The sequence below is a fragment of the Pediococcus parvulus genome (genome assembly GCF_007990205.1).
Classification (GTDB): Bacteria; Bacillota; Bacilli; order Lactobacillales; family Lactobacillaceae; genus Pediococcus; species Pediococcus parvulus.
Genome location: NZ_BJWE01000041.1, coordinates 1 through 16,515, shown reverse-complemented (window position 1 = coordinate 16,515; position 16,515 = coordinate 1). Strand labels below are relative to the sequence as shown.

Genomic DNA, 16,515 nt, shown 5'->3' with positions numbered 1-16,515 from the left:
CTTGTCTGTTAGATGAATGCTTGTTTTAGAAGAGTGTCGAATCAATATAGTTAAGAGCCGACAGCAATACTTCAATTGCCTGAAATCAGTTTTAGAAGAGTGTCGAATCAATATAGTTAAGAGCTTATCTAACTGAACAGATTGGCAAACTGCAGTTTTAGAAGAGTGTCGAATCAATATAGTTAAGAGCGAAAAAGCTAATCCGATGCTAGCTAAGCCCGTTTTAGAAGAGTGTCGAATCAATATAGTTAAGAGCTCTGGTAATGTAAGTATCTTACCTTTGTACGTTTTAGAAGAGTGTCGAATCAATATAGTTAAGAGCCTGACGTAGAAGAAACAAAGTCTTTGCTTAGTTTTAGAAGAGTGTCGAATCAATATAGTTAAGAGCTTGATGACATAACAGACCTCGTTATGCGCAGTTTTAGAAGAGTGTCGAATCAATATAGTTAAGAGCAATTACAGGTTTCCTGCAAGCATATCAGGCGTTTTAGAAGAGTGTCGAATCAATATAGTTAAGAGCACGCTGTACTATCGTATTGATGCCAACGTTGTTTTAGAAGAGTGTCGAATCAATATAGTTAAGAGCATATTTGGGGAGATGATGCTCCGCTACGCTGTTTTAGAAGAGTGTCGAATCAATATAGTTAAGAGCGAAGCGGGAGCTGGTGTTCTCGGTACGTCAGTTTTAGAAGAGTGTCGAATCAATATAGTTAAGAGCTTGAGCATTATTTGGCCACTCCGATAGGCGGTTTTAGAAGAGTGTCGAATCAATATAGTTAAGAGCGAATTATTTTCCAAATCTGGTGCAACCTGGGTTTTAGAAGAGTGTCGAATCAATATAGTTAAGAGCACATCGAAACATATTAAGCTCCACGCTGTAGTTTTAGAAGAGTGTCGAATCAATATAGTTAAGAGCTTAGCTGAAATCAAGAAACAAGTGAATGTTGTTTTAGAAGAGTGTCGAATCAATATAGTTAAGAGCTCACCTCCTTCTGTAACGTCCGTAGTATCCGTTTTAGAAGAGTGTCGAATCAATATAGTTAAGAGCTCGTCAATTGGTGGAAAAATTTCATCTGAAGTTTTAGAAGAGTGTCGAATCAATATAGTTAAGAGCGCAGACGGCTGAATGTCCAAACGTGAACTAGTTTTAGAAGAGTGTCGAATCAATATAGTTAAGAGCTTTACTGAAACAGAAGCAACACAATCTAAGGTTTTAGAAGAGTGTCGAATCAATATAGTTAAGAGCTACGTTATCATTCAGTTGAGCTGGTTGACGGTTTTAGAAGAGTGTCGAATCAATATAGTTAAGAGCTTCCAGTGAGTGAAATCATTTCCAAATTCTGTTTTAGAAGAGTGTCGAATCAATATAGTTAAGAGCTACGTTATCATTCAGTTGAGCTGGTTGACGGTTTTAGAAGAGTGTCGAATCAATATAGTTAAGAGCGTGTTGAATGATTCACTCTGATCGTCCAATGTTTTAGAAGAGTGTCGAATCAATATAGTTAAGAGCAAAGGAAGCAACTATTACTATTAATGAATACTTGTTTTACAAGTGACTAATAAAAGGAGGGAAAGAGCTATGAGTAAAAAAATTAAATGGTTAGCCGTAATTACAATACTGGTGTCTATCGTCTCCTTAATTTTGAACGTTTCAGGAAACTCAAACAGTGGTTTGCAAGTGTTGTCAAACATATTGACTGTAGTGCTTGCAGGACTTTTATTGTCGAATCGATCTAGATAAGAGATTTATGAACTTTTAATTGTGCAAAAAACGTATTCTTAAGAGTGCCAAAATCAATATATGAAAAGAGCGCCCTTATATTTGAAGGGCGCTTTTCATTATGGTCACTTTATTTTTCCATCGCCGGCAAAAGCAACGTAAACGTATCGGCATCTTTCACAAAATTGTTCACAATCTCTACGTTGTAGTTACCACCAATTCCATATTTAGCGGATTGCGACAGTTCGCCATAAGCAGCACCGATGAATTGATCAATCTGGGGACGGTCGGTAGCTTTGGTCGTGAATTTTGCAAAGGTTGTTGCTGGAGTGGAGAAGCTTGCTGTTCCAGCGGGAACTTTGGTAACTTTGACACCAACTAGATAGTTTTGATTAGCATCATTAAAGTTAATGCCATAGATATTATCATCTTGTGCACCGCCACTTAACTTTGCAGCATCTTTTTTGAATTTGTCCAAATATTCAGCTTTCACCTTACTGAGTGCCGAAATATCGTCAAAAGATTCTGGCGTGGGCAGTACCGTTGTGATTCCAGCAAAGAGTTGTTCCGGTAATTTTATGATTTCAAAAGTCATTTAAAAGATCTCCTTTTTTAATATAGCGATAGTATACTGTATTAAAGGTGACAGGTGTCTGTCATCAATGAAAATTGGTGGAAATAAAATGAAAATTGAACGACTAATCGCGATAGTTATGATGTTGTTAGAGCGCGACGTGATCTCTGCACAGGAATTTGCAGATTTATTTAAAGTGACCAAACGCACCATTTTACGAGATATGGATACGCTGGCGCTGGCCAACATTCCCGTCTATGCGTTGCGGGGCAGTCATGGGGGCTACGGCTTAATGCCAGCTTATAAGTTCGATAAACGTCTTTTATCTGTGACAGATTTGGAAAATATTTTGATTGCGTTAAATGGTTTTCAAAGTCTCATGTTGAATGATGACATTAAAGCGACACTCGAGAAAATCCGAAGCATGATTCCTCATGAAATCACACAAAAGTCCGTCTCGATCTCGTTTCAGCAGTGGTCAGGGCGTAGCGAGTTAGCAGAAATGATGGATGCTCTTCAACACGCCATCAAGTCACAATATTTAGTTAAATTTACATACATTGATGTTGACGGTAGTAAAATAACGCAAACGGTGGAGCCTTATCAGTTACAGGCCAAGGAAACGCGTTGGTATTTACAAGGTTATGTTCTAGAAAAGCAGGCATTCCTAACGTATAAAATTTCGCGAATTACGAATGTAAAACAGTTGTCTACGAAATTTACGCAACGGAAGTATAAGCCTAATCGGCAACTGGCTAAAACTTATTTTCCGTTTCCAAACATTCCAATTAAAGTTAAAATAGATGCGACGGTTCGCGACCAATTTGTGGAACGCTATGGCGCCAAGGTTCTCAGTGAAATTGATAATCAGCACTATTATGCGGAAATTACCGTGCCCTATCATGAATTTGGTTACCGCTATTTGGCGGGATTCGGCTCCCACATCAAGGTAATTGGACCACCTGATTTTGTCGAAAACTATCAACGTTTTTTAAAACAGGTATTGTCGGAATATGATAAATGAACTTCAATTGCAGGAAATACTGAAGTTCAATGAAAGCTAGCCAACGGTAGAGGAGCATAAAATGAAAGTTACAGTCAAAGCTTTTTCAGAATTAACGAATATGGAACTCTTTAAAATTTATAAATTGCGTACCGATGTTTTTGTGGTGGAACAGAATTGTGCCTATCCAGAGGTCGATGAAGCCGATTTAGTTTCTAAACATTTGCAATTGCATGATGATACTGGAAATTTAGTGGGTTATTTGCGGTTGATTCCAGAAACTGACCCCACAGCAATCCGGATTGGCCGCGTGGTAATTGATCCAAAGTTTCGAAAACATGGGTATGGCAGCCAACTCTTAACGGCTGGTATTCAGGCGGTTCAAGCGGAAATGCCTAAAATCACGACCATTAAAATTCAAGCCCAGGCTTATTTACAGCAATTTTACGAATCGTTTGAATTCGAAGCGACTAGTGATGTGTATTTAGATACTGGTATTCCCCATCTTGATATGATTCGGAAACTGTAATCAAATGAGATATAAATATAATTCCTCCTCTCAAATTAGATTGAGGGGACTTTTTTATGCAAAAATAGGTCGGCCTTGTTTGGCATTCCGTTTTTGCGCCCTAGAAACAGGCATTACAACCCCCATAAGTGAAGAAGCTTTGTCTATGAAAGCAACACCCATAAGTGGTTTCGGATGAATCTGATTAAATTGTAGTCCCGATTTTGACGACAAATTACCCCCTAAATGGCGATATTTGATCAATTTGGCTCTCTCGGTGTGTTTTCATTCGGCTTTCAAATAAATGAATGGTACTGAAAGTTATGTAAACAGCTCGATTTGATAAAAACTTAACAATCTTTGCAAATATCATTGAAATTGTTCGGTTTATGAGATACACTGAACTTGTCAAATACAATCAAAAGGGGAGACACTTTGATGCGAATGTTTAAACGATTGGCTACAGTTGTTGGGGCACTATCACTTGTTTTTGTTTTGGGAGCTTGCGGGAAGAGTTCAAGTAGTTCGGCCAGCAAATCCTATACACCGAAAAAGTTGACGGTTCAGTTTGTTCCGTCTTCAAATGCCAGCACTATTGAAGCAAAGGCGAAACCATTGGAAGGCTTGTTAAAGAAACAACTCGGGATTCCAGTTAAGGTTTCCGTTTCAACAGACTACAATACGATCGTCGAAGCAATGGGTTCTAAGAAGGTTGATGTTGGTTTCTTGCCACCAGATGCATATGTTTTGGCTCATAAACAATATAACGCAAAGGTTTTGTTGAAGGCTCAGCGTTACGGATACAAGGAACCTAATGACCAGATTACCAATACGTTGGTCAACACTTACAAAGCTCAGATTTTAGTTCGCAAAGGTAGTGGCATTAAGTCAATCAAGGATTTAAAGGGTAAAAAGATTGCGGTTCAAGATACCACTTCTTCTGCAGGTTGGATTTATCCAGCGGTTGAACTTTATCGACACGGTATCAATATTAATAAGAACAACATTAAAACGGTTCAGGTTAAGGGACATGATCAAGGTGTCATGGCCGTTTATAATGGCGATGCAGATGCAGCCTTTGTCTTCCAAGGCGCCCGTTTACTTGTTGAAAAAGATGCTAAAGATGTCATGAAAAAGGTTGTGCCAATCTATACAACGAAGGGTATTTCAAACGATACGATTACTGTTCGTGGTGATATGAGTAGCAAGTGGGATAAAAAAATTTCTAAAGCCTTTAAGGCAATTGCCAAGACCAAGAAAGGCCACGCGATCATTTCATCAGTTTATTCACATGAAAACTACGTCACTGCCAAGAATAGCGACTACAACGCAATTCGGTCATATGACAAGACAGCTAAGAAATTAAATAAATAGTCTTCAAAGACAGTTCAGTTTGGGAAAGGGGGACGCCACGAGCGTACTCCCTTTTCTTGCAAGTTTGGATAAACGAAAGGAATCCTGAATATGACAGACGAACCAATAATCGAGTTTAAACATGTTTCTAAAACTTATCAGAACGGTACCTTGGGTTTGAAAGATATTAACTTGTCTATCCCTAAAGGCCAGTTTCTCGTCGTCGTGGGCCTTTCGGGTGCCGGGAAAAGTACATTGATGCGCACAATTAATCGAATGCATGATATTTCAACAGGTGACATTAGGGTAGATGGTGAATCGATTGTGCATCTAAAAGGCAAAGAGCTGCGGGGATTGCGGCGCAGTATTGGCATGATTTTTCAAAACTTTAATTTAGTTAAACGTTCTAGTGTGCAACGCAACGTTTTATCGGGAAGAGTGGGATATTATTCCACTTGGAAGAGCACGTTGGGGTTATTTTCAAAAGACGATAAACAAAAAGCAATTGAAGCTTTGCAGCGAGTGGGTCTTGGTGAAAAACTGTATAGTCGGGCGGATGAATTATCGGGTGGTCAACAACAACGGGTTGCGATTGCCCGGGCGTTTATGCAGGATCCTAAAATTGTTTTGGCAGATGAACCAATTGCCTCGTTGGATCCGCTGACGACTGAATCTGTGATGGATGATTTAAAACGATTAAATGAGGAGTTTCATATTACTGTAATTGTGAATTTGCATTCGGTGTCTTTGGCTCAGCGCTTTGCTGATCGTATTATCGGGTTGCGTGATGGTGAGCTTGTTTACGACGAACCCATCAGCAAAGTGACCGAAAAAGATTTGGAGGCCATTTATCAACCTGTCAGTATTGTAAAGAAAAGCGAGGTGCAAGCATGAATATTGTCCCAACGCGAACCTTTGCGCAGAAGTATCATGTTAAAACGATTGCTTGGCTGACGCTATTTGTTCTATTAGTTATTGGCACCGCAAAGATGACTGGCGTTGACTTTGTCATGTTTTTTGCAAATTTTGGTCAGTTCGTTGTGCTTTTGCAGCAAATGGCTAAACCAGATTGGCAGTACACAAGTTTGGTGGTGCAACCCATCTTAGAAACCATCCAAATGGCGTTGATCGGGACCACAGTGGGAACCCTAGTTGCCATTCCATTTTCGGTTTTAGCAGCCCGGAACATCGTGAAAAATAAATTTCTCCGTGGCATTATTCGGTTTATTTTAAATTTAGTACGGACGTTACCGGATTTGATGTTGGCTGCATTGTTTGTGGCCATTGTCGGAATTGGTCCCGTTGCCGGTGTGTTTACACTAGCCATCTTCTCCTTTGGGATGATTTCCAAACTATTTTATGAAGCAATTGAAACGATTGATGAGGGACCCTTAGAAGCACTACAGGCGGCGGGTGCCAACAAAACACAGTTGGTTGTGTTTGCAGTCATTCCTCAAGTATTTAACTATTTTGTAAGTTATTTCTTGTATACGTTTGAAATTAATGTGCGGGCTTCAACCGTCCTTGGTTACTTAGGTGCCGGCGGGATTGGGGTGTATCTACAACGATCCTTAGATCAGTTTGCTTATGGCCAAACGGCGATCATTATTTTAGGAATCTTAGTTGTGGTTCTAATTATTGATGGCGTCAGCAATACGTTGAGGGAGCGATTACTATGAAACAACTAACAGTGAGTCAGACATCGTTGCGGTCTAAACGGTATAAATGGTTGTTTTGGTTGGTGATCATTGCCGTGATTTATATTTGGGGTATTACTGGTGTGCAATTTACTGGGATTAAAGATTCTGCGGGTGAAGTTTCCCGTTCAATTGCCTATGGGATTTTTCATCCAGATTGGAAGTACGTCTATGATGGCAGTGGCGAAGATCTGGTAAGCCTGATTTTGCAAACTATTGCAATGGCGTTTTTAGGGACTTTTATTTCGGCCATCTTGAGTGTGCCGTTTGCTTTTTGGGCGGCTCGGACAGGTAAGCCACGGTTTCACATTCGGTCAACTTCAGGCAAACTAGTCCTGACTTTGATTCGGACTTTTCCCGAAATCGTCTTGGCTATCATGTTTATTAAAGCAGTTGGGCCGGGGTCGTTTGCTGGTGTTTTGGCCGTTAGCATTCACTCTATTGGGATGTTAGGAAAGCTGTTTAGTGAATCGATTGAAAATATGGATTTTGGACCTAGTGAAGCCCTCATGAGTAGCGGTGGCAATCGTTCACAGACATTGGTATTTGCAACTTTGCCAACGGTTTTACCAGAGTTTTTATCATACACTTTGTACCGATTTGAAATTGCGGTACGATCAGCTTCTATTTTAGGGATGGTTGGGGCTGGTGGAATTGGCACACCACTTCTTTTCGCCATCCAAACGCGGACTTGGTCACGAGTGGGGATTATTTTACTGGGTATTATCATTACGGTCACCTTGATCGATTTTATTTCAGGAACGCTTCGGAAACGGCTGGTGTAGGCAATGAAACTCACAATTTTATCAACAAGTGATGTACATGGCTACCTCTATCCTACAAACTATAGTCAGCGCACCGATCATGAAGAATATGGTTTTTTAAAAGTAGCGACTAAAATTGAGCAAATTAAACAACAAGCCGCGGCTGACGAATGGGTGATCACCATTGAAAATGGCGACTTTATTCAAGGCTCACCGTTAACCTATTTCACTGCAAAAAAGCAGGCTAAATGGCGGTCTATCTATACCCGACTGACGAATGCAGTGGGTTACGACGCAGGTATTTTGGGGAATCATGAATTCAATTATGGCATGGCGTATCTACAGCAGTGTGAAACTGGGCGTCGTTATCCCATTTTGGCTGCTAATTTGAAAGAGAATCCCGGCGATGGCGTCATTGATGCCCCGTATAAAATTCTGGAACATCACGGATTAAAAGTAGGTATTTTAGGATTAACAACGCAATATATTCCTCATTGGGAGCAAGCGGATCACATTGCAGGTTGGTGTTTTGAATCAGCAATTAAGGCTGCCAAAAAATGGGTTCCCATATTGCGAGAACAAGTCGATATCGTGATTGTGGCCTATCATGGTGGCTTTGAGTGTGATTTGGAAACTGGTAAACCTAGTGAACGGCTTACAGGAGAAAACGAGGGCTACCAATTATTGAAAGAAGTGGCCGGAATTGATGCATTAGTGACAGGTCACCAACATCGAGAAATCGCCACCATTTGCCAGGGTGTGCCGACAACCCAACCAGGCGAAAAAGGTAAATTTGTTGGAGCAATTGAATTGAATTTGAATGCTCAGCACCAGGTTCAAACACAAGATGCCCATCTAATTTTTGTGGCCGATGTGCAACCAGCCGCAAAGTTTGAAAACCTAACTTCTGATTTACAAGACGACGTTGAAGATTGGCTTGATGCGCCAATGGGAGAAGTTATCGGTAATATGAAAATTACGGATCCTATGACGGCTCGTCTGCATGGTCATCCTTACTTGAGTTTTATTAATCAGGTTCAAATGGCAGCAACCCATACTGATTTATCAGCAACCGCTTTGTTTAATGATGAAGTGTTGGGCTATGATCCGACCGTCACGATGCGTAATATCGTGAATAGCTATGTTTATCCAAATACGCTGGTTGTTTTGAAAGTTACGGGTACCGATTTAAAACGAGCGTTGGAACGGTGTGCAAGTTTCTTCATGGTTGATTCAAAAGGTCAGGTCGCAGTTTCAGCTAAGTTCCGGGAACCCAAGCTACAATTGTATAATTACGATATCTATAGCGGCATTAATTATGCGTTTGATTTAACCAAACCGGAAAATCAGCGGGTAATTGCGTTGAGTTATCATGGCAAACCGGTGCACGATGATCAGAAACTGGAAGTGACGTTAAACCAATATCGTGGAATTGGTGGCGGTGATTATCAGATGTTTGCCGCGAGTAAAATTGTGCGTGAAGTTCAAATTGATATGACCGAATTGATTAGCGATTATTTTGCGAAACATCCGGTTGTGCAGGCGATACATGAAGAAAATATTCGAATTAAAAAGTAATCATTTAAAAACGTTGCCTTTCCTGATGTTGGATGACAACGTTTTTTTGATTTTATAGTGGTAATTCTGGAGCAGAAAGGTAAACTGAAATCAAAAGGACTTGAAGGGATGATCATTCATGAACGCTAAATTAGTTAATTATGTGGTAAAAAGTTTAATCGAAAAAAATATTTCAATTACTGCAGCAGAAAGCCTAACTGGCGGATTATTTCAATCAGAAATCACATCCGTTCCGGGGAGCTCTGATATTTTTACAGGTGGATTTGTGACCTATTCAGATGCAGTTAAAACACAACTTTTAAATGTGCCGGCATCGCTTATTCAACAGTATGGTGTTGTTAGTTTTGAAGTGGCTGTTGCTATGGCACAGGGTGCGCAAAAAGCCCTCAATACTGATCTTGCCGTTTCATTTACGGGAGCAGCAGGGCCAACTGGACTTGAGGGCGAAAAGGCTGGAACTGCCTGGATTGGGGTTAGTTTTCAAGGCCAGACTGATGCATATGACTTACATCAACCTGAACTCGAACGAAACGAATTTCGTGAAGCCTGCTGTGAGTTTGCGTTCCAAAAAATTAGTGATGAAATTTTATAGGATGGTTCTTAAATCGTTTAAATGACGATAAAAGTGAGACGAGTTTTGTTTCACTTTTTTATTTTTTCGTTATAGATACTCGTAGAATCGTTTTACGTTTATCCTCAATTACTTTTCTAAAATCAGAAAGATAAATCTCTTTATGAGCTTTACTAGTGCGCTTGTAACCTTGCTCATCCAAAAACTGTGCCAGCTTCGCAAAACTAGCAGGTTCGTCATCAAAAGAGCCAACGTGTAAGATCATCCCAACTGTCTTTTCTTGTTTAGTTTCTAAAGAAAGTTGACTAAATAGCTCGGAATTAATTTTGGGTTTTGCCAAATTTAGCACTTGGTCAAAAACAGCTGGTGTGACGAAGTTAGGTTGTTTAATCATAATTTGATAAACCAGCTGATTTTTATTTAACTCGTTACTGTGATAATTTTCTGGTAACGTCCAAAAGCCTTCCAAGGGATAAACGGTATATTCAAAGGAGCCAGGAAAGTGGATGCCTTTTTTTGTGCCATTCTAATTGCGTAGCTAACGGCATATAAAGCGGCAATTTTTCTGCCAAATGCGTCACTATTTGGATTTCCGGAACCAGAAATTGTGATGAAGGTTTGTGTTGGTAGGGTGGCAATTGAAGGTGCTTTTTTGATTGGATAAATTGTTTTTTCGGCTGTTCGCCAAGTGTATTTTTTGTGCATGACTGAGCCTCATTTCGATATTTAGTGGTTATAAAACGGTTTCATTCAATTATACAATTTTTAAAGAATAATTAACGTCTTAAATAATTATTTTAGTCTGAACGCGGTTCATGCTACACTAAAATGTGTTGATCAATTTTCATGGATTCAAAAGTTTAAACATAAGAGAGAAAGGGGACCATTTTTTTGAGGAGACAAGCTTATCCTGCCTACCAGCAACTATATTTCGGCGCCTTTTTAGCAGCAATTGCTGGAGGCTTAGATGCATACACATATTTAGAACATGGCGGTGTGTTTGCCGGACTCCAAACTGGAAACCTAATTTTGATGGGAGTCAGTTTGAGTAAGGGTCATTTTGCAAAATTCGGTTACTATTTAATTGCGATTATTGCATTTGGACTGGGTACCGTATTTATTCGGCACGTCCAGCATTACTTTAAGCGAAACTATTTAAAACGGGCCTACTTTGTTTTAATCTATGAGTTTGCTTTGATGGTTTTGGTGGCCATGATCAGTAGTAATGCACCAGATGTGATTACCGTGATGTTGCTAGCCATTACGGCGGCAGCTCAATTACAGGAGTTTCGAAAGTTACAAGATGGGCCGTTCACTTCTTTGATGATGACGGGAAATATTCGAACGGCTGCAGAAAATTTGTACACTGGCTATATACGCCATGATGTGGTTGCAAAACAAAAGGCTGCTGATACTGGTATTGTGGTGGGCAGTTTTATGGTTGGCGCATTTGTTTCGGGCATTTTTGTGCCGTGGTTGCAGGATTCGGCAATTTTGGTGCCAGCAATCTTAATTTTGGGTGCAATTGTGTATTTGTCCCAGCATAGTAAGGTAACTGCTGACCAAGAAGTAACGAAGCAAGAAGAACGGCCAACGCGGGCAAGTCGGCATCCACAAGTGTCGGAAGATGAAGAAGATGTGTCGGAGCCTGAGACAAGAAGTCGGCGGAGAAGAAGAAAATAAAAAGAGTGTTCAAAAAGGCGAATAGCTTCTGAGCATTAGCCTAGGAAGAGCAATGATTCGTACTTGGAATCGTTGCTTTTCCGTAGCTAAGCGGAAGAAGCTGCCTTTTTTAACACGTTTCGGCTATAAAGATAGAAAGCACAACTGGCACTACTCCACATTAAAGAGGATTATTAGCAAATAACGCTAATAATCTTTTATGTTTCGGATGATGTCCATTCTTGTGGCCGAAGTTCAGACCGCAAGAACTGGCAAGCGGAGGAAGTTGCTCTCTTTAACACGTTTTGGCTATCAAAACTTAAAAGGTTTGGAAAATAAAATGAAGCGCCTCACAACTGTCAGATTTATGTCTAACAATTACGGGGCACTTCAAAATCTACTGAGTATTTTTTCTTGGTCATAAAAACACAATCCTTCCTATTATGGAATTATACTAAATGGTGTCCATGATTTCATACTACCTTCATGGAAATCTATTGTTTTAAGTGTTAATATCATTTAGGTGGTAAAAAACTGAAGCCATCTGAATACAGGTTGAATATGGTGATTTAAAAACACTAATGAAACCAAAAATGAGGAGGTTTGTTATGCAAGCTAGTGAATTGAGTCAACCACTTGTTTTCCGTCGCGTGTTATTGACTGTGGATGCTGATGATCCAAATTCTTCGATCCGGGCATTTCGTTATGCAGCGACAATGGCACATGATTATCAGATTGAATTATGTATTGTCTCCGTTTTAGAAGACGATGATGTAAGCATTTTTGATGTGATGACACCAGGTAAGATCGACAAAAAGGAAGATGATGTTCGCCAAACGGTTGAAGATTATATGACGATTGCCGAAAAACTGGGTGCTGAGCATGTGACTGGATTAACTGTTGGTGCTGGTGATGTAGATGATGTTATATTAGAAAGAGTTATTCCAAAGTTTAAACCGGATTTGATTGTTTGCGGATCTGATACAGAGGATGCAAGCCACCGTGTACCAGGAGCGGTAGGATTAAGAATTGCAAAACGGGCACACGTTTCCGTAATCGTAGTTCGATAATTCAGAGATTGGATTTTGAGAATGTTAGAAAAGAGGAAATGCCATGGCAAAGAAAGACAACCAAGACAATATTAAAGAAGTAAAGATCCAAAATGGTGACGGACAGTCACAAGCAGTACAGGGGAGTTCGGTACAAAAGGATTCAACAACAGGTCACAAAACACACCACATGATCTCATCTACTGGTGGCGCGAGTAAATCTTTAGATGAAATTAACGGAAGTGTCGAAGTTCCGCAAAATGCAGGAGTTCTAAAAACATTTTTGGCGTACTTAGGACCTGGAGTTTTAGTTTCAGTAGGATATATGGACCCAGGTAACTGGATTACTTCAATTTCTGGTGGAGCTCAGTTTAAATACCGGTTAATTAGTGTCATCTTGATTTCAAGTTTAATCGCGATGCTGTTACAAGCAATGGCTGCTCGGCTGGGAATTGTAACTGGTCGTGATTTAGCGCAACTTACCCGAGAAAAGACTTCCAAACTCGGTGGTATCATTCTATTTATTATCACAGAACTAGCCATTATGGCTACCGATATTGCGGAAATTATTGGATCAGGGATTGCGTTGGAGCTGCTGTTTGGGTTCCCACTGATTGTCGGTATTATCATTACAGCATTTGATGTTTTGCTGCTATTGCTGTTAATGAAACTAGGATTTCGAAAAATTGAAGCAATCGTAGCGACACTGGTTGCTGTAATTCTCTTTGTTTTCTTGTATGAAGTTATTTTGGCACAACCAAATGTACCAGAAATTCTGCGTGGATTTGTTCCCGGAAAAGATATTATTGCGAACAAATCAATGTTGTATATTGGCTTAGGAATTGTGGGTGCCACGGTTATGCCTCATAATTTGTACTTGGGTTCATCCATTTCTCAAACACGTAATTTTGATCGTAATGATCGGAAGAGTGTGAGCAGTGCAATTCGGTACACAGTCGCTGATTCCAATATGCAATTAACGATGGCTTTTGTCGTCAACTGTTTACTTTTGATTTTAGGAGCTGCATTGTTCTTTGGTACCAATTCAGACTTAGGCCGTTTCGTCGACTTATACAACGCTTTAGGTAATTCAAAAATTGTTGGTGCGGTCGCAAGTCCGGTACTGAGTATGCTGTTTGCGGTTGCCTTGTTATCATCTGGTCAAAGCTCCACTATTACTGGAACCTTGTCTGGACAGATTATCATGGAAGGTTTCATTCGGTTGCGGATGCCGTTATGGGCACAGCGTTTGTTAACCCGGTTGCTGGCCATTATTCCTGTTTTAGGATTTGCCATTTACTATCACGGAAATGAATCACAAATTGAAAACTTACTGACGTTCTCACAGGTATTTTTGAGTGTGGCATTACCGTTTGCAATGATCCCACTAATTATTTTTACGGGTAGCAAGAAACTGATGGGTGAGTTTGCCAACCGAACATGGGTCAATGTCTGTGCTTGGGTTGCTGCAATTGTCCTAGTTATTTTAAACGTTTGGTTAATTTTTCAAACTCTATAATAACTAGAAAAATGAAAGTGAAAAAAGACGGTCGGATTCTGAGCATAGTTGTGACTAGGCTCAGAATCTGCTTTTTTTTACGGTTTAAAAATAACATTTTGGAAATATGAACGAGATCGCAACGAAGACATAGGTTTTGTTGTGGTCTCATTTTTTGTATAAACTAATGAGAGCGTTTTCTTTTACACGCGTATTTACTTCATGAGATACTACACCCATAGGTATGCAGTTATAACGACAATAAATCAAAACTAGAAAGAAGGATTAATAATGGGTGAAACAATTAATGCTGGTATTGCGATGATGAAAGTACTCGAAGACTGGGATGTTCAGCAGGTTTACGGCATTCCAGGCGGATCAATTAATAGTACGATGGATGCGTTACGAGTCGAAAAGGATAAGATTGCTTATATTCAGGTTCGTCATGAAGAAATTGGTGCGTTCGCTGCCACAGCCCATGCAAAATTAACTGGAAAGTTAGGCGTTTGTTTCGGATCAGCTGGTCCTGGTGCCACGCATTTATTTAATGGTTTGTATGATGCCCAAATGGATCATGTGCCAGTATTGGCACTAATTGGGCAGGTTAGGACTGCTGACATGAACTGGGATTCTTTCCAAGAAATGAATGAAAATCCAATGTTTGCGGATGTTTCTGTTTATAACCGAACAGTCATGACGGCGGAAAGCTTGCCACATGTGGTGGACGAAGCAATTCGGCGGGCATATAAAGAAAATGGCGTGGCAGTAGTCACGATTCCTAATGACTTGGGAACCAAAGAAATTCCAAGCGAGTTTTGGTCATCTGGACATAGTTATGTGCAACCAGTTTTACCAGCTCCGGATAGTCAAATGGTGAAAAAGGCGATTGATCTAATTTCAACAGCGAACCGACCCGTGATTTTTGCGGGAATCGGAGTTAAAGGCGCAACCGATGAATTGATTGCTTTGGCAAAACATCTCAAACTACCAGTTGTGATGTCGTCAATTTCAAAGGGAATTATTCCGGATGATTTTGAAGGTAACATGGGATCGGCTTACCGGGTTTCGACTAAGCCTGGTAATGAAACTTTGGAGCAAGCAGACCTCATTATGATGATCGGTGCTGATTTTCCGTTCGGGCGGACGAAGGATCTGTTTAAACCAGAAGCAAAATTTATTCAAGTCGACATTGATTCTGCCAAAATTGGTAAGCGACATGATGTGGATGTACCGTTGCTCAGCGATGCCAAACAAACAATGGTCCAATTAGTCGCGCAAAGTAAAGAAGTGGCACATCGGCCTTTTTATGAGGCTTGTGTGGCTAATATGAAGAATTGGCGTGCCTATCTCCAACAATTAGCTGATAAAAAAACAGAGCCTTTGGAAGTAGGTTCAGTTTTCAAACAAATTAATCGTGTGGCCACTGGTAATGATGTGTTTGCGATTGATGTGGGTGATGTGACGATGAACAGTTTGCGATTCTTGAATATGAATCCAAAACAAAAATTTACCACTTCTGCCCTGTTTGCTACGATGGGATACGGTGTGGGTGCTGCAATTGCAGGAAAGCTGACTTATCCTGATCGGCAAGTCTTCAATTTGACGGGTGACGGTGCGTTTTCAATGGTGATGCAAGATGTTTTAACTCAAGTGAAGGAAAAACTACACATCATTAACGTTGTTTTTTCAAATGAAAGCTTTGATTTTATTAAAGATGAACAAGAAGATGAAAAGCAAAAATTCTTTGGCGTTGACTTGCAGGGTGCAGATTATGCAATGATTGCACAAGGAATGGGCGCCTTAGGTATTACAGCTTGTACTCATGAAGAATTGGTCGCGGCCTTTGATACGGCAATTAAAGTTGAAGGCCCAGTTATAATTGATGTGAAAATTCGTAATAATCGACCTTTACCAGCAGAAAAATTACAATTAGATCCGGCAACAAACTCTGCACAAGAAATTGCTGATTTCAAGCGACGTTATGAAGCCGAAGCATTACAACCATTTAGTGTTTATTTAAATGAATTCGAAGTGGAATAAAAAAAGTGAATAATAGATGTTGTTAAAGATGCGATCAAAGTCAGTTTTGACTTTGATCGCATCTTTTTGCTCGCAAATTGCTAATAATTATCATTAGCAATTCACGAAGTATTCAAATTTGACGAAACTTCGTGTTAAATCCTCAATTTATCTCCCACGTTAGTTCATAAGTATATATTACAATTTTCTTCAACGTTAAAAGTAACTGACGTTTGAAATGAAAAGATATTTCTCACAAAAAGCCGATTTTAAAATCATTTAATTAGTAAAGGACAACTTTGTGTTTGAGAATTTCCAAATTCAATTTTCTTCTAATAAGTTTTAGAAATGGAGTGATATGACACGACTTTGCAAATTGCGATTGTGCTAATAACGTTAGCTGTTACTTTTGTGCTAATGGCTATGGAAATTACCACACCGAACGCCATCATTTTATGTGCACTTGCTTTTTTAATGTTAATAGGTATTTTGTCTCCGGATGATGCTTTGGAAGGTTTT

Annotated in this window: 16 protein-coding genes and 1 CRISPR repeat array; of the genes, 12 read left to right on the top strand and 4 right to left on the bottom strand. The window is 39.8% G+C overall.

What is annotated here, in order from left to right; translation table 11 throughout:
- Positions 1-22: 22 nt before the first annotated feature.
- A CRISPR array of direct repeats spans positions 23-1,510; the repeat unit is 36 nt; unit sequence GTTTTAGAAGAGTGTCGAATCAATATAGTTAAGAGC.
- A 340-nt stretch (positions 1,511-1,850) separates the two neighbouring features.
- Positions 1,851-2,315, bottom strand: a complete 465-nt coding sequence (locus PPA04_RS07860) for an effector binding domain-containing protein (protein ID WP_057784846.1) — start codon at positions 2,313-2,315, stop codon at positions 1,851-1,853.
- Positions 2,316-2,403: 88 nt separating this feature from the next.
- Here PPA04_RS07860 and PPA04_RS07855 point away from each other — a divergent pair, with 88 nt between their 5' ends.
- Positions 2,404-3,318: a helix-turn-helix transcriptional regulator gene (locus tag PPA04_RS07855; RefSeq protein WP_057784856.1), complete on the top strand. Its 915-nt coding sequence runs from the start codon at positions 2,404-2,406 to the stop codon at positions 3,316-3,318.
- Positions 3,319-3,379: 61 nt separating this feature from the next.
- Positions 3,380-3,826, top strand: a complete 447-nt coding sequence (locus PPA04_RS07850; RefSeq protein WP_057784847.1) for a GNAT family N-acetyltransferase — start codon at positions 3,380-3,382, stop codon at positions 3,824-3,826.
- 54 nt (positions 3,827-3,880) lie between these two features.
- On the opposite strand, the gene PPA04_RS09590 is transcribed toward PPA04_RS07850, so the two are convergent.
- Positions 3,881-4,039: a hypothetical protein gene (locus PPA04_RS09590; protein ID WP_186806973.1), complete on the bottom strand. Its 159-nt coding sequence runs from the start codon at positions 4,037-4,039 to the stop codon at positions 3,881-3,883.
- 204 nt (positions 4,040-4,243) lie between these two features.
- Between PPA04_RS09590 and PPA04_RS07845 the strand changes: the two genes are divergently transcribed.
- The 6 genes from PPA04_RS07845 to PPA04_RS07820 all read left to right on the top strand — a co-directional run bounded on the left by PPA04_RS07845 (position 4,244) and on the right by PPA04_RS07820 (position 9,789).
- Complete coding sequence (locus PPA04_RS07845) at positions 4,244-5,179, top strand: phosphate/phosphite/phosphonate ABC transporter substrate-binding protein (RefSeq protein WP_057784848.1); 936 nt, start codon at positions 4,244-4,246, stop codon at positions 5,177-5,179.
- A 90-nt stretch (positions 5,180-5,269) separates the two neighbouring features.
- A complete protein-coding gene (phnC, locus tag PPA04_RS07840) occupies positions 5,270-6,052 on the top strand; it encodes a phosphonate ABC transporter ATP-binding protein (RefSeq protein ID WP_057784849.1) in 783 nt (260 codons plus the stop codon).
- The gene (gene phnE / locus PPA04_RS07835) at positions 6,049-6,837 is read left to right on the top strand and encodes a phosphonate ABC transporter, permease protein PhnE (RefSeq protein ID WP_057784850.1); all 789 of its coding nucleotides are present in this window, start codon (positions 6,049-6,051) and stop codon (positions 6,835-6,837) included. Before phnC ends, phnE (PPA04_RS07835) begins: the two co-directional genes overlap by 4 nt.
- On the top strand, positions 6,834-7,640 hold the full coding sequence (gene phnE / locus PPA04_RS07830; RefSeq protein ID WP_057784851.1) for a phosphonate ABC transporter, permease protein PhnE: 807 nt from the start codon (positions 6,834-6,836) through the stop codon (positions 7,638-7,640). The genes phnE (PPA04_RS07835) and phnE (PPA04_RS07830) overlap by 4 nt, the downstream gene beginning before the upstream one ends.
- Before the next feature lie 3 nt (positions 7,641-7,643).
- Positions 7,644-9,197: a bifunctional metallophosphatase/5'-nucleotidase gene (locus PPA04_RS07825; RefSeq protein ID WP_057784852.1), complete on the top strand. Its 1,554-nt coding sequence runs from the start codon at positions 7,644-7,646 to the stop codon at positions 9,195-9,197.
- 118 nt (positions 9,198-9,315) lie between these two features.
- Positions 9,316-9,789 carry a CinA family protein gene (locus tag PPA04_RS07820; RefSeq protein ID WP_057784853.1) on the top strand — a complete coding sequence of 158 codons (474 nt, stop codon included), beginning with the start codon at positions 9,316-9,318 and terminating at the stop codon, positions 9,787-9,789.
- A 58-nt stretch (positions 9,790-9,847) separates the two neighbouring features.
- Here PPA04_RS07820 and PPA04_RS09735 read toward each other — a convergent pair whose 3' ends face one another.
- A complete protein-coding gene (locus PPA04_RS09735) occupies positions 9,848-10,162 on the bottom strand; it encodes a GyrI-like domain-containing protein (RefSeq protein WP_373295140.1) in 315 nt (104 codons plus the stop codon).
- Between the two features lie 26 nt (positions 10,163-10,188).
- Positions 10,189-10,473 (bottom strand): hypothetical protein, encoded by a 285-nt coding sequence (locus PPA04_RS09730; protein WP_229923101.1) that lies wholly within the window; start codon positions 10,471-10,473, stop codon positions 10,189-10,191.
- Between the two features lie 186 nt (positions 10,474-10,659).
- Here PPA04_RS09730 and PPA04_RS07810 point away from each other — a divergent pair, with 186 nt between their 5' ends.
- The 4 genes from PPA04_RS07810 to spxB all read left to right on the top strand — a co-directional run bounded on the left by PPA04_RS07810 (position 10,660) and on the right by spxB (position 16,017).
- On the top strand, positions 10,660-11,451 hold the full coding sequence (locus PPA04_RS07810; protein ID WP_068807931.1) for a YoaK family protein: 792 nt from the start codon (positions 10,660-10,662) through the stop codon (positions 11,449-11,451).
- Positions 11,452-12,038: 587 nt separating this feature from the next.
- Complete coding sequence (locus PPA04_RS07805) at positions 12,039-12,500, top strand: universal stress protein (protein WP_057784854.1); 462 nt, start codon at positions 12,039-12,041, stop codon at positions 12,498-12,500.
- A gap of 169 nt (positions 12,501-12,669) precedes the next feature.
- A complete protein-coding gene (locus PPA04_RS07800) occupies positions 12,670-13,998 on the top strand; it encodes an Nramp family divalent metal transporter (RefSeq protein ID WP_057784857.1) in 1,329 nt (442 codons plus the stop codon).
- Positions 13,999-14,268: 270 nt separating this feature from the next.
- Positions 14,269-16,017, top strand: a complete 1,749-nt coding sequence (gene spxB, locus PPA04_RS07795) for a pyruvate oxidase (protein WP_057784855.1) — start codon at positions 14,269-14,271, stop codon at positions 16,015-16,017.
- Positions 16,018-16,515 lie beyond the last annotated feature (498 nt).

Bases quoted from the DNA above. Each gene is read 5' to 3' on its own strand.
- PPA04_RS07860 (WP_057784846.1), bottom strand. From the start codon at position 2,315: ATGACTTTTGAAATCATAAAATTACCGGAACAACTCTTTGCTGGAATC.
- PPA04_RS07855 (WP_057784856.1), top strand. From the start codon at position 2,404: ATGAAAATTGAACGACTAATCGCGATAGTTATGATGTTGTTAGAGCGC.
- PPA04_RS07850 (WP_057784847.1), top strand. From the start codon at position 3,380: ATGAAAGTTACAGTCAAAGCTTTTTCAGAATTAACGAATATGGAACTC.
- PPA04_RS07845 (WP_057784848.1), top strand. From the start codon at position 4,244: ATGCGAATGTTTAAACGATTGGCTACAGTTGTTGGGGCACTATCACTT.
- phnC (WP_057784849.1), top strand. From the start codon at position 5,270: ATGACAGACGAACCAATAATCGAGTTTAAACATGTTTCTAAAACTTAT.
- phnE (WP_057784850.1), top strand. From the start codon at position 6,049: ATGAATATTGTCCCAACGCGAACCTTTGCGCAGAAGTATCATGTTAAA.
- phnE (WP_057784851.1), top strand. From the start codon at position 6,834: ATGAAACAACTAACAGTGAGTCAGACATCGTTGCGGTCTAAACGGTAT.
- PPA04_RS07825 (WP_057784852.1), top strand. From the start codon at position 7,644: ATGAAACTCACAATTTTATCAACAAGTGATGTACATGGCTACCTCTAT.
- PPA04_RS07820 (WP_057784853.1), top strand. From the start codon at position 9,316: ATGAACGCTAAATTAGTTAATTATGTGGTAAAAAGTTTAATCGAAAAA.
- PPA04_RS09735 (WP_373295140.1), bottom strand. From the start codon at position 10,162: ATGATTAAACAACCTAACTTCGTCACACCAGCTGTTTTTGACCAAGTG.
- PPA04_RS09730 (WP_229923101.1), bottom strand. From the start codon at position 10,473: ATGCACAAAAAATACACTTGGCGAACAGCCGAAAAAACAATTTATCCA.
- PPA04_RS07805 (WP_057784854.1), top strand. From the start codon at position 12,039: ATGCAAGCTAGTGAATTGAGTCAACCACTTGTTTTCCGTCGCGTGTTA.
- PPA04_RS07800 (WP_057784857.1), top strand. From the start codon at position 12,670: ATGATCTCATCTACTGGTGGCGCGAGTAAATCTTTAGATGAAATTAAC.
- spxB (WP_057784855.1), top strand. From the start codon at position 14,269: ATGGGTGAAACAATTAATGCTGGTATTGCGATGATGAAAGTACTCGAA.